The sequence below is a fragment of the Rhodopseudomonas sp. BAL398 genome (genome assembly GCF_033001325.1).
GTDB lineage: Bacteria > Pseudomonadota > Alphaproteobacteria > Rhizobiales > Xanthobacteraceae > JARJEH01.
Genome location: NZ_CP133111.1, coordinates 4,871,300 through 4,882,982, shown reverse-complemented (window position 1 = coordinate 4,882,982; position 11,683 = coordinate 4,871,300). Strand labels below are relative to the sequence as shown.

Annotated in this window: 12 protein-coding genes; 10 read left to right on the top strand and 2 right to left on the bottom strand. The window is 61.3% G+C overall.

What is annotated here, in order from left to right:
• Positions 1-26 precede the first annotated feature (26 nt).
• Both RBJ75_RS22985 and RBJ75_RS22980 read right to left on the bottom strand, forming a co-directional pair.
• The gene (locus RBJ75_RS22985; RefSeq protein WP_044417653.1) at positions 27-803 is read right to left on the bottom strand and encodes an enoyl-CoA hydratase-related protein; all 777 of its coding nucleotides are present in this window, start codon (positions 801-803) and stop codon (positions 27-29) included.
• 42 nt (positions 804-845) lie between these two features.
• Complete coding sequence (locus RBJ75_RS22980; RefSeq protein WP_080901247.1) at positions 846-1,631, bottom strand: TetR/AcrR family transcriptional regulator; 786 nt, start codon at positions 1,629-1,631, stop codon at positions 846-848.
• A gap of 187 nt (positions 1,632-1,818) precedes the next feature.
• Here RBJ75_RS22980 and RBJ75_RS22975 point away from each other — a divergent pair, with 187 nt between their 5' ends.
• The 10 genes from RBJ75_RS22975 to RBJ75_RS22930 are packed head-to-tail and all read left to right on the top strand — an operon-like array spanning position 1,819 to position 11,675.
• Entirely contained in the window at positions 1,819-2,802 is a 984-nt protein-coding gene (locus RBJ75_RS22975; RefSeq protein ID WP_152647885.1) for a branched-chain amino acid ABC transporter permease, read from the top strand.
• Positions 2,799-3,524, top strand: a complete 726-nt coding sequence (locus RBJ75_RS22970; RefSeq protein ID WP_044417650.1) for an ABC transporter ATP-binding protein — start codon at positions 2,799-2,801, stop codon at positions 3,522-3,524. Before RBJ75_RS22975 ends, RBJ75_RS22970 begins: the two co-directional genes overlap by 4 nt.
• Positions 3,525-3,526: 2 nt before the next feature.
• Positions 3,527-4,225, top strand: a complete 699-nt coding sequence (locus RBJ75_RS22965; protein ID WP_044417648.1) for an ABC transporter ATP-binding protein — start codon at positions 3,527-3,529, stop codon at positions 4,223-4,225.
• A gap of 42 nt (positions 4,226-4,267) precedes the next feature.
• Positions 4,268-5,482, top strand: a complete 1,215-nt coding sequence (locus RBJ75_RS22960) for a thiolase family protein (RefSeq protein ID WP_044417646.1) — start codon at positions 4,268-4,270, stop codon at positions 5,480-5,482.
• A 15-nt stretch (positions 5,483-5,497) separates the two neighbouring features.
• Positions 5,498-5,899 carry a Zn-ribbon domain-containing OB-fold protein gene (locus tag RBJ75_RS22955; RefSeq protein WP_052629055.1) on the top strand — a complete coding sequence of 134 codons (402 nt, stop codon included), beginning with the start codon at positions 5,498-5,500 and terminating at the stop codon, positions 5,897-5,899.
• A 2-nt stretch (positions 5,900-5,901) separates the two neighbouring features.
• Positions 5,902-7,494 carry a class I adenylate-forming enzyme family protein gene (locus RBJ75_RS22950; RefSeq protein WP_276156271.1) on the top strand — a complete coding sequence of 531 codons (1,593 nt, stop codon included), beginning with the start codon at positions 5,902-5,904 and terminating at the stop codon, positions 7,492-7,494.
• A gap of 13 nt (positions 7,495-7,507) precedes the next feature.
• Entirely contained in the window at positions 7,508-8,716 is a 1,209-nt protein-coding gene (locus tag RBJ75_RS22945) for an ABC transporter substrate-binding protein (protein ID WP_080900845.1), read from the top strand.
• 1 nt (position 8,717) lies between these two features.
• Entirely contained in the window at positions 8,718-9,596 is an 879-nt protein-coding gene (locus RBJ75_RS22940; protein WP_044405494.1) for a branched-chain amino acid ABC transporter permease, read from the top strand.
• Between the two features lie 19 nt (positions 9,597-9,615).
• Complete coding sequence (locus RBJ75_RS22935; protein WP_080900847.1) at positions 9,616-11,220, top strand: AMP-binding protein; 1,605 nt, start codon at positions 9,616-9,618, stop codon at positions 11,218-11,220.
• On the top strand, positions 11,217-11,675 hold the full coding sequence (locus RBJ75_RS22930; protein WP_044405498.1) for a MaoC/PaaZ C-terminal domain-containing protein: 459 nt from the start codon (positions 11,217-11,219) through the stop codon (positions 11,673-11,675). Before RBJ75_RS22935 ends, RBJ75_RS22930 begins: the two co-directional genes overlap by 4 nt.
• Positions 11,676-11,683: the final 8 nt, after the last annotated feature.

The window sequence follows — 11,683 nt, the reverse complement described above, 5'->3', positions numbered from 1 at the left end:
CGGATCCCTCCCTTCCGCTTAATCTGTTAGCGGCCCGTCCAATTAGGCTTGCGTTTCTCGGCAAACGCGCGAAGTCCTTCGGCATAGTCATCGGTTCGTTCGAGCTCACCGCGCGCTCTCATGCCGAGGTCGATCAACTCGCCCTCGGCGACTTCACCCCGGTTGCGTGCGATCCGCATGCTTTCCTGCACTGCGATCGGCGAATTCGTCGCGATGGAATGCGCCAGTTCGAGTGCCCGTTCGCGGGCGCGGCCCGGTGCGGAGACATAATTGACGAGACCCAGCTCGAACGCCCGCTGGGCGGTGAAGGGCTCACCGGTCGCAATTGCCTCGTAGGCAACCGCCTTAGGGATCGCTCGCGGAAGCCGCACCAATCCTCCCGCCAGAGCCATCAGGCCGCGCTTGACCTCCGGCAATCCGAGCTGCGCCGCCGGATCGGCGACGGCCATATCGCAAGCGAGCGTAATCTCGAGGCCTCCACCGAGTGCGAAGCCGTTCACGGCGGCAATCCATATCTTGCGCCGATCAGCGAACACGAACCCGGCGAATCCGCCTCTTTGCGTCCGGATCGATTTGACTTCGCCCGCACGAACGGCCTTGAGATCCGCGCCGGCGCAGAAAGCCTTGTCGCCTTCGCCGGTCAGGACGCAGACCCGAATGCGCGGATCGTCGTTGGTTTGATCGACGGCAGCTTCAAGGCCGGCCGCTACATCGCCGTTCACCGCGTTGCGCGCCTCGGGGCGATTAATCGTGACCAGGGCGATGTGCTGGTCGATGACTTCATATTTCACAGCGTTGCGCATGTCAGGCTTTCCAGAGGGATTGGCGGCAAGGTCGTATCGTGGCTAATCTGCTTCGGCTTCCTTGCGGGCTTTTTTTGATACCGCGCGATCGATCTTGCCGGGTCTTGGAGCACGAGGTTTTGGAGCACCAGGTTTTGCAGCGCCAAGTTTTGCAGCGCCAGGTTTTGCAGCGTCAAGTTTTGGAGCGTCAGGTTTTGGGGAATCAATAAACAGGCCGTGACGAAGCAGCTTCATGTAAGCCGTCAGCACATAGTCGGGCACCTGCGGCTCGGCCGCGCTCGCGACGGATCCGTACCTGAAGCTGAGATACGAACGGGCCGCAAGCAGAATGTAAGCGATCGGTTCAAGCTCCTCGTCAGCGAAATCATGAAGCTCTCCACGCAGCTTCGCCCGGCGAAGCGCGCGCAAGTAGCCGGCCCCGAATGCTTCCACGTGCCGCCGAAACGCGGCCGGCACAAAAACCTCGCCCTCGTTGAGAATTCGGTAAAACTCGGGATGGACCTGGAGAAAATCGAACCAGGCCAGCAACCGCTTTTCTTCCCGCGCGAGCCCCTCGGCAACCGGAGCGACTTCGCTGGTGACGTGCGACAGCAGCAGTTGCCCGAGCGCGGGAAGCAATTGCTCGAACAAATCCTGACGCGATTCAAAATGATTATAGAACGTCCCGTGAGCCACCTTCGCTGCCGTAGTGATCTTGCTGATCGACGCGTCGGCATAGCCGTAGCGTCCGACCACACGTGCCGCGGCGAGAAAGATAGCTTGGCGAATTTCCTCGGATCTTTCCGCCCGATTCTTTCGCGATCGCCGCGATTTCTTGGAAATTGCCACTTTTGTCCTTTCGGTTCTCTGACTCCCGCTTGGGGACGTTGGACCCGGTTGCAGGCGGCGGGTTCAACCTCACCCTCGGGTCCAGCGATACCTTCCTGTTCGGATATTGACAACCACATCCTCCGTCTGCATCATGATTGGTGACCCGTGAATCATAAATCATCATAACAGACGGGGAGGAAAATTGTTGCAGTCGAGCGATAGCCTGGCAGGCAGCCGGGAGCAGGCGGCGAAGATGCGCGGGAGGATGGCCGTCGGCGGAGCCTGGATTCTCGCTGCGGCCGGGCTTTTCCTGCTGCCGCCGTCGCTGTTTTCCGACTACCAGCTCTACACCCTCAACCTCGCGCTGGTGAACATTCTCCTGGCCGTCGGTTTGAACCTCGTGATCGGGGTCGCTCGGCAGTTCGCGCTGTTTACCGGAGCGCTGTTTGGAATCGGCGCATACGTCTCGGGAATCTGCCAGGTGCGCTATGGTCTGTCCTTTTTCGCCGCGCTGCCATTGGCGGTGGCGGTGGCGACGGTCGCTTCTGCCGCGATCAGCCTGATCGCCTGGCGAGCCGGCGATCTCTATCTCGCCATGATCACCTTCGGATTCGGCGAGATTTTCCAGTTCGTTTTGGTGCACGCCGACAGCTTGACCAATGGTCCCGATGGTCTCGCAATCCCGCGGCCGGCGGTGGCAGGCGCATTGTTGGCGGCGCCAGGGCAGCTCTATCTGTTGTTTCTGCCGCTGACGGTTTTGGCGCTGATTGCCTATCGATATATCGAAACAGGGTCTCTGGGCCGCCTGTTCGTGGCGCTCGGTGACTCGGAGCCAGCGTTGGCCAGCATCGGATATGATCACCGGGTAATCAAGACGGCCGCTTTCGCCATCCAGGGTGCCTATGCGGGCCTCGCGGGCGCTCTCTTTGCTGCCGCCGTCGGCTTCATCGATCCCTATTCCTTCGGACTGTCCGTGACGCTGCAGCAACTCGCAGCCATCGCCATCGGGGGTTTCGGCAGTCTCGCCGGCTCCGTCCTCGGCAGCGTGACTATGACGCTCGTCGATCGGGTACTGATCGACTTTCCGGGGCTTCGCGAACTTGGTTACGGCCTGTGCCTGATGGCCGTGTTTCTGATTTTTCCCGGCGGACTCGCGGGCTTGTTTTCCCGGCGCAGGAGCTCGACATGAGCGCCATTCTTGAACTTCAGGAAGTATCAGTTCGCTTTGGTGGCCTCACGGCCGTGGCCGACGCGACGATGGCATTCGTCGCGAGCGAAATCCACGGCCTGATCGGACCGAACGGCGCCGGCAAAAGCACAGTGATCAATTGCATTTCCGGCTTTCAGCGCCGCTCGTCGGGTGAGATCAGGCTCGATGGCCAAGTGCTTCCGCCGCTCGACGCGGCGAGCGTTGCGCGCCACGGCATTGCCCGATCGTTTCAGACCCCGCAACTGTTCAGCCGCCTCAGCGTCGGCGACAATGTGCGCGTCGCCCGCAGGCGTAAGACCGAGACCGGTCTCGGCGTCGGCGATCTGCTTGAACTTGTCGGCTTGGCGGACCTCGCGGACCGCCAGGCAGACACGCTGGCCTATGGCCAACAGCGGCTGCTTGAAGTCGCCCGCGCGTTGGCGTCATCGCCGCGACTTCTGCTGCTCGATGAGCCCGCGGCAGGGCTTGCGTCGGAAGATATCGAGCGTCTTTCTCGGCTGCTCAAACTGATCGTGTCGCAATTCGCCATCGCGGTTCTGATTGTCGAACATAATGTGCCGCTGGTCCGGCAGATCGCCGACCACATCACCGTCATGCACCATGGCTTCGTGATCGCGTCAGGTACGCCCGCCACCGTTCTGGCTGATCCCGCGGTGGTTGAGGCTTATCTCGGCGGCCATAGCGCCGCGATCGAGCATTGACGATGTTACGGGTTGAAAATCTGACGGTTTCCTATGGGGCTGCCCTCGCAGTTCGAGGCGCGACGTTCGAGGCGTTGCCGCGGCAAGTCACGGCACTGCTGGGCGCCAACGGCGCCGGCAAGACCACCACCATGCTGGCGCTTTCCGGACTTTTGCCGGTACGCAGCGGAGTCATCATCTTTAACGGCGCGCCCGTTCATAATCTCAACAATGAGCGCCTGGTGCAGCTTGGAATCGTTCAGGTGCCGCAAGGACGTCAGGTCTTCGCGCAGATGAGCGTGCTTGAAAATCTGGAGCTCGGCGCGTTCGTTCGGCGGGATCGAGAGATCAAGAACGAGATGGCCCGGGTCTTCGATATTTTTCCGCGGCTGGCTGAGCGCTCGCAGCAGTCGGCGGGGACCCTGTCGGGGGGTGAACAGCAGATGCTTGCGATCGGCAGGGCACTGATGGCGAGACCGAAATTGCTGATCCTCGACGAGCCTTCGCTCGGCCTCGCGCCGATCATGGTCGATGCGGTCTACGCGGTCATCGCTCGGTTGGCCGCAGATGGGCTTGCCATCCTGCTGGCCGAGCAAGACATGACCAGGGCGCTATCCGTGGCGGCGCGAAGCTTCGTCCTTGAAAACGGCGCCGTCATCGCCGGTGGCACCGGCGATGAACTCGCCGCCAGCAGCTTCGTCCAGAAGGCGTATCTCGGCTAGGCGGCGTCCCGGCATCCACTCTCATACAACAGGAGACCATGAATGGGTTTGAGGTCAAATGTCGAAGTTGCTATCGCGGGAGTCGGCGAGACTGCCGTCGGCAACTTGCCGGGAATACATTCAACGGGACTTTACATCCAGGCTGCGAAGCGCGCGATCGAAGACTCTGGGATCGACAAAAACGAGATCGACGGCCTGCTCACCACCGCATCGGTTGTCGATGACAATGTGCGGCATCACATGGTCATTGCCGAACACCTTGGCCTGTTTTGCAAGACTCTGTGCGACACGTTGCGGACTGGCGGGGCTGCGTTCGGCTACGCATTGCAGCTCGCGCAGTGGGCAGTGCAATCCGGGAGATGTCGGGCCGTTCTGGTGGTAGCAGCCGACAATCTTCTTTCAGGACCTGGCCTCGGACAGGGTGTCGCTGCCTATACCGAGCTTGGTGCGCACTCCCTCGAATTCGAGGTGCCCTTCGGCGCGCATATCCCAGCATTTTACGCGTTGGTCGCGCAGCGGCACATGCACGAATACGGCACCACCCCGGAGCAACTTGCCGCCATCGCGGTTGCCTGCCGCAAGCACGCCTCGCTCAATCCGGCCGCGCAGAAGCGCCAGCCGATCACGATCGACGACGTTCTCAACTCGAGAATGATTTCCTCGCCGCTGCATATGCTCGACTGCAGCTTGATCTCGGACGGTGGCGGCGCATTCATCGTGACTACGCTCGAACGTGCACGCGAATTGCGACGCCGTCCGATTCGGCTGCTGGGCGCAGGGCAGGCACAATCCTACTATCACATGGGACATCTCGCCGGAGCCATCGGGCATCCCCTCGATCGCAGAGGCGAGTTCAATCTCACCAACACCGTTCAAAAAGTTGCGGCACGCGATGCCTTCGGGGAAGCGGGTGTTACAACCGACGACATCGACGTGGCCGAAATCTACGACAGCTTTACGATCACCGCACTGATGCAGTTCGAGGATCTTGGGTTCTGCAAGAAAGGTGAAGGCGGCTCGTTCGTCGAGGGCGGCCGAATCGAGCTTGGAGGCGCCTTGCCGGTGAACACCCACGGTGGCCTTCTCTCTTTCGCCCACCCCGGCATGCCGGGCGGCATCTTTCACCTCATAGAAGGTGTCCGGCAGCTTCGTCACGAATGTGGACCACGTCAGGTACCGGACGCGAAAATCGCGCTGGTCACCAACGTCAGCGCGGTGGCCTCAAACCATTCCGTCTGCATCCTTGGAAGGGACTGATCCATGAGCTCTGTTATGCCCACCATCGCCCCCCGTCCGACCGACGTTTCGAAGCCGTTCTGGGACGGTTGCCGAGATCGCCGGCTGCTGATGCAGAAATGCGAAGATTGCGGCAATCTGACTTTCTACCCGGTCTATATCTGCCCGGTCTGCTCCAGCGAGAACCTGGCCTGGACCGAGCTTAGCGGCCGCGGCCGCGTCCATTCCGTGACCGTCGTGCACCGGCCGGCGACGCCCGTCTTTGCATCGGCAACGCCTTATGCCTTGGCACTGATCGAAGTCGATGAAGGCCCGATCATGATGAGCAACATCGTCGGCCCGAACGCGCTTCAAACCAAGATCGACGACAGGGTGGAGGTCGTCTTCGAGGACGTCGGTGATGTCACCCTCCCGCGTTTCCGTCGAGCAGGTGTCTAGCGATGCAGACTTTTCGGGAGCTGGCTGAACAGGTTGCCGCACGCGGAGATCGTCCTGTTCTGTCGTACGAAGGACGCACCTTCAGTGGCCAGGAATTCGTTACGCAAGCGCGTCGCGTAGCGCGCGCTCTGCTGAGCGCAGGCGTACGACGAGGCGACCGCGTCTGCATCTGGGTCCCGAACCGGCCGGAGTTCGTGCTCGTCGAATTGGCGACGACGCTGATCGGTGCGATCTTTGTCCCGATTCAAAGTCGCTACGGCGCAACCGAACTCGGCAATATCGTGGAGCGCGCCGAGCCGACCATATTGTTCTTTCAAAAAACCTATCTCAAAGTCGATCTCGACTCCATTCTGCAGATTGCGTTTCCCGACATCGGCGAAGGAAAGATCGAGCGCGCACCGTCGCTGCGTCGGCTCGTCTCGTTTGACGGCAGCCGTCATCGTGACGTCGTGGGATGGTCGAAGTTCCTGGCCAGCGCCGAGGAACTCGATGAGGCGTATTTCGATCTTGCGACCGCGCTGGTCGAGCCCGACGACCCGGCGGTTTGCATTTTTACCAGCGGAACCACGGGTGTGCCTAAAGGGGCCATGCTGAGCCACAGCGCCATCATCTCGACCGAGCGCAGTGTGGGTGACGTGATGCGGATCTCTCCGAATGAACGCGTCCTGTACGGCGCGCCATTGCCCTCCGTGTTCGGGTGTTGCAATGCGCTGGTCGCCAGCTGGACCCATGATGCTTGCCTGGTCGTCATGCCAACCTTCGAGGCCGGCGCCGCGTTGGCGACGATCGAGCGCGAGAGTTGTAACGTCATTTACGGCGTTCCGACCATGTATCTTATGTTGCTGAATCATCCCGAGTTTCGTCCGGAGCGAACCGCTTCGTTGCGCACGGGGATCGTCGGCGGTGCGCCCTGCCCTCCGCAACTTGCAGACGCCATCATCGGCCAACTTGGAGTACGCGATCTCCTCAGCGGCTACGGAATGTCGGAAACTTGCGCGGTCATCACTCTCACCCGTATCGGCGATCCGGTGGAGATCGTCACGGGGACTGTCGGCCGGCCGCTGCCCGGCGTGGAAGTCCGTATTTGTGAGCCGGCGTCCCCGGCCGTTCTCGCGCCGGAGATCGATGGCGAAATCTGCGTTCGCGGCTCCAACGTCATGCTGGGCTATTTTGCTGGGCACGACGGCCTGACCAAGCCTTTCAGCGACGGCTGGTTTCGAACCGGCGATCTGGGCGTGCTGGGCCGCGACGGCAACATTCGAATTACCGGCAGGGTCACCGACATGATTCTCGTGGGCGGGTTCAACGTGTATCCGGTCGAGATCGAAGCGCTATTGGCCGAACATCCCGATGTCGTTCAGGCCCACATTGTTGGAATTAACGACGAGCGCATGGGCGAGCTGCCCGTTGCTTTCGTCCAGCTTCGCGCGGGAGCGAAGCCCGATCCAGACAATCTGACGCGCTTCTGTACGGAACGGATCGCCAAATACAAAATTCCGGCGCGATTTCACTTTGTCGAGGACTTCCCAATGACGCCACTCGGCAAGGTCCAAAAATTTGAACTCAAGAAACTGGCAAAACAAGCCGTGATCTGAAAGGGAGAACGAAATGAGAGCGGTGATTTTGGCGACGGTTGTTGCACTTGCACCAGCTGCCGGTTGGGCACAAGGCGTCTATGGCGTAACCGACACCAGCATCCGCGTTGCCGTGCAGGATTCGCTGAGCGGCGCCTATTCGCAATATGGCGTACCCAGCCTCACCGGCGTTCGCTACGTCTTCGACAAGGTCAACGCGTCAGGCGGTATCAACGGGCGCAAGCTGGAAGTCGTCGCTGAAGACGACGGATGCTCGCCCAAACAGTCGGTCGGTGTCGCAACCAAGCTTGCCTCGGAGCGCTCGGTCGTCGCGGTGCTCGGGCTGACGTGTTCGTCAGCCGCTGTCGCGGTTCGCGATGCTGTCGCACCAACGACGCCGTTGCCGTTCATGTCGTTCTCGAGCGGTGGCTATACGTCCAGTTCGTCGCAACTCGGCGGATTGAAGCCGAACTTCTTCTTCGTGGCGCCGTCCGTGCATGCGCAAGGCGGAGCCCTCGTCAACTTTGCGATGAACGTTCTCAAACCGCAAAGAGTGGCATTCATCGGTCAGACCGACGTGTATGGCAAGGAAGGCCGCCAAGGCGTTGATGCCATGCTGGCGCAGTACGGACAGAAGATCGTCGCCGACGAGACGTTGGAGTCGCGCGGTACCGACGCGACCGCGCAAATTCTGAAGCTCAAGGCCGCCAATCCAGATGTGGTGATTGCCTTTCTCTACCAGGTGCCGGCGCAAATCCTGCTCCGTCAGGCCGAGGACCTTGGCCTCAAAGCGACGATTGTGACCTCGGCATCCGTAACCGACAGCAGCATATACCGCTCGCTCCCACAGAGCGCGCTCGCGCATTATTTCGGCAGCATGCTCGCCAGAGACGTCCTCGACGGCCCGCGGATGAAACCGATGATGGACGAAATGCGCGCGAAGTACCCCGACGTAACGTTCAACCCGCTGGTCGTGTCCGGCGTCGGAGCTGCCGAAACTCTGGTCGAGGCGATCCGCAGTCTCGGAAAGGATGTCACGCCCGACAAGCTTGCGGCAGCACTCGATCACATTACCAATCTGAATAGCCACGCCTTGAGTTATCCGCTGACATTCACACCAGGAAATCATGCGGGAGGGCGCGGCCTGAGCATCTACAAGATTGTCGATGGGGTCGAAACGCTCGCCATGCCCGGCTATTGGCCGGGCGACGAAAAGGCGGCGGCTCCGGTTGCGATTGAATAAAATGTCGCTGTTGATGCTTCCACAATTGCTGGTGGCCGGGGTGGTGAGCGGTGCGATCTATGCACTGGTCGGCCTCGGACTGGTCGTCGTTTTCAAGGCGACCAGGGTCATCAACTTCGCCCACGGCAGCGCCATTCTTCTCGGCGCTTATGTGTGCGTGACTGGGGTCAACCGGTTTGGCCTCAGCTATCCGGTCGCCGGACTTCTTGGCATCCTCGCGGTGACTGCAGTCGGCCTTATGGTCAGCGAGTTGGCTTACCGGAGGCTTCTGACTGCACCCCATATGATTCAGGTGTTGGCGACGCTCGCGGTCGCCAACATCATCAACGGCGCCGCGACGATTATCTGGGGGGCCGGAAGCTATTACTTTCCGCCGAGCGAACGGTTGCGGCCTGTATTTTCCACACCCGTCGTGATCACCGGTCAGCAACTCCTCATTGTTGCCGGAGCCGTCGTAGTGATGGTGCTGCTTGCGGCCTTCTTTCGCTGGACGCGCTGGGGCAAGGCGATGCGGGCGCTGTCGCAGAACGAGATGGGCGCAAATTTGTGTGGCATTCGCACCAGCATGGTTTTCGCCATTGCTGTCACGATGGGGACGGCACTTGGCGCCATCGCGGGCATTCTCTATGCGCCGCTGACGCTTGTCGATCCAGGCTTCGGTTGGCTTCTGATCAAGGGCTTCGCGGCTGCGGCGCTTGGCGGGCTGACAAGCCTTCCCGGTGCGGTGATCGGCGGGACCATTCTCGGCATTTGCGAGAGCCTGTGGATCGCGGTGCTGCCCGCCCTGTGGGCGCCAAGCCTCAGCTACCTCATCGTCATCGCGGTTCTTTTGGTGAAACCAACCGGCCTGTTGGGCACTCCGGCAGCTCAAAAGCTGTAAGAAAACAAGCGAGAGATCAATGCGCATTCTTGGCACTGAGGTACCCTGGAATTCCATCCACGCGCTGATGCGCGCGCGCGCCGAACAACATGGCGATGCACCCCGTGTGGACGTCGCCGGAACGCTGACGTCCTGGGGCGAGATCGATCGGGAGTCCGACCGGATGGCGGCTGGGCTGTCCGCCAGTGGAGTCGGTCCGGGCGACCGGGTCTGCAGCATGATGGACGGGCGGATCGAGCAGCTCATTGTGTGGTTCGGGACGGTCAAACTCGGCGCGATTTGGGTCCCTCTCAATACCGGTCTCGTGGGCGACGACCTGTTCTACACCGTGCGCGATGCCGCGCCGAAGGCGCTCTTTGTCGAGGCGGACACTGCGGCTCGCTTTCGTGACTGTCCCGAGGATGTACCACTTCCGACGACGCGCATTTCGACAGAAGGCGCGGACAGATTTCAGTCGTGGGGCGGCTTCCTTTCGAGCGGCGCGAGCGCGCCGCAGGTCGACGTCGCGCCGCAGGACGCCGGCGTGATCATCTACACCGGCGGGACGACAGGACGACCGAAGGGCGTCGTGATGCCGCATTTTGCTTTCCTGGCGGCGGGATACCGGTTCCAGGATGCGTTCGATGTCGGGGCGGAAGATCACCAATACTCCGTGCTGCCCCTGTTCCATGTCGGCGGCACAATGCTTGGCGTCATGGGTCCGCTTGTGACCGACATTCCGACCACCCTTGAGCGGCGTTTCAGCGCAACGCGCTTCTGGGCACGCGCCAAGTCGAGAGGCGCAACCCTGATCGATCCCGTCGGCACCATGGTAACCGTGCTGACACAACAACCTGAAAGCCCAGCCGATCGCGATCATCGTGTTCGCGCCTCGGTCGGCGTAACGGGCCAGGTGCCGCCGGGCGTGGCTCCGACCTTCAGCCGCCGCTTCGGCATCAAGATGGTGAACCTTTACTCTCTCACCGAGGCGGGAGGCGTTTTGATCACCTATACGAAGCCGGATAGCGCTCAACCTGATGCGCATGGCGAGCCGGGCCGCTGGGCGGATTTCCGGGTCGTCGATTCGGTCGATCAGGAAAAAGCGCCCGGTGAAATCGGGGAAATCGTGCTTCGCCCGCGCCTGCCCTACACCTTCATGCTGCGTTATCACAATGACCCGGTCCGCACGCTCGAGTGCTGGTCGAACCTTTGGCTGCACACCGGTGATCTCGGGCGTGTCGACGAGAAGGGCTTCCTGCATTTTGTCGGCAGGCAGGCGCATTGGCTCCGTTGTCGGGGCGAGAACGTCTCGGCCTATGAGGTCGAGTCGGTCGCGTGCGCATGTCCCGGCGTAGCCGAGGCCGCCGTAGTGGGCGTACCCGCCGAACTCGGCGAGGAAGACGTCAAGATCTTCATCATTCCGGCCGAGAGCGCCGCGCTGACGCCCGATGCTGTCATCGCGTGGTGCACGGCGCGACTTGCACGCTTCAAGGTGCCGCGATTCGTGGAGTTTGTTCCCACGTTGCCGCGGTCGGCCGCCAAACAGGAGATCGAACGGCACAAGCTGCGGGCCTTGCCGAACGACAAGGCATGGGATGCGCGGGCCGAGCGCTCTGGCGCGCCGAGTACGGGAGCTGGGAAATGAAGTCGCTTTACTACGAGGATTTCGACGACGGGCGGACCTTCGACAGCCCCGGCCGCACGGTGACGGAAACCGACCTTTCCCTTTTCTGCATGCTGTCGGGCGATTGGCATCCTCTGCACTCCGACGAGGAATACGCCAGGACCACTCAATTCGGCCGGCGGGTCGTGGGCGGTGTCTTCGGCATAGCTCTCGTCACAGGCGCGATGAGCCGCTGGGGCATCTTCGAAGACTCCGTTGTCGCGATGCTTTCGGTCGATCAGTGGCGATTCCTCGGCCCCATATTCGTCGGCGATACGCTCAGCGTTCGCATGACCATCATCGGAAAGCGCCTCACCAAAAATGGAACCGGCGGTGTGATCGACCGAGAATTCGAGGTTCGAAACCAGCGCCACGAAATCATCCAGCGTGGACGCTCCGATGCGCTGATCAAGCTGCGGCCGCAAGACGGCAGTTGAGAAGGCAA

Coding starts and splice junctions, on each gene's coding strand:
- RBJ75_RS22985 (WP_044417653.1), bottom strand. CDS start 803: ATGCGCAACGCTGTGAAATATGAAGTCATCGACCAGCACATCGCCCTG.
- RBJ75_RS22970 (WP_044417650.1), top strand. CDS start 2,799: ATGAGCGCCATTCTTGAACTTCAGGAAGTATCAGTTCGCTTTGGTGGC.
- RBJ75_RS22965 (WP_044417648.1), top strand. CDS start 3,527: ATGTTACGGGTTGAAAATCTGACGGTTTCCTATGGGGCTGCCCTCGCA.
- RBJ75_RS22960 (WP_044417646.1), top strand. CDS start 4,268: ATGGGTTTGAGGTCAAATGTCGAAGTTGCTATCGCGGGAGTCGGCGAG.
- RBJ75_RS22955 (WP_052629055.1), top strand. CDS start 5,498: ATGCCCACCATCGCCCCCCGTCCGACCGACGTTTCGAAGCCGTTCTGG.
- RBJ75_RS22950 (WP_276156271.1), top strand. CDS start 5,902: ATGCAGACTTTTCGGGAGCTGGCTGAACAGGTTGCCGCACGCGGAGAT.
- RBJ75_RS22945 (WP_080900845.1), top strand. CDS start 7,508: ATGAGAGCGGTGATTTTGGCGACGGTTGTTGCACTTGCACCAGCTGCC.
- RBJ75_RS22940 (WP_044405494.1), top strand. CDS start 8,718: ATGTCGCTGTTGATGCTTCCACAATTGCTGGTGGCCGGGGTGGTGAGC.
- RBJ75_RS22935 (WP_080900847.1), top strand. CDS start 9,616: ATGCGCATTCTTGGCACTGAGGTACCCTGGAATTCCATCCACGCGCTG.
- RBJ75_RS22930 (WP_044405498.1), top strand. CDS start 11,217: ATGAAGTCGCTTTACTACGAGGATTTCGACGACGGGCGGACCTTCGAC.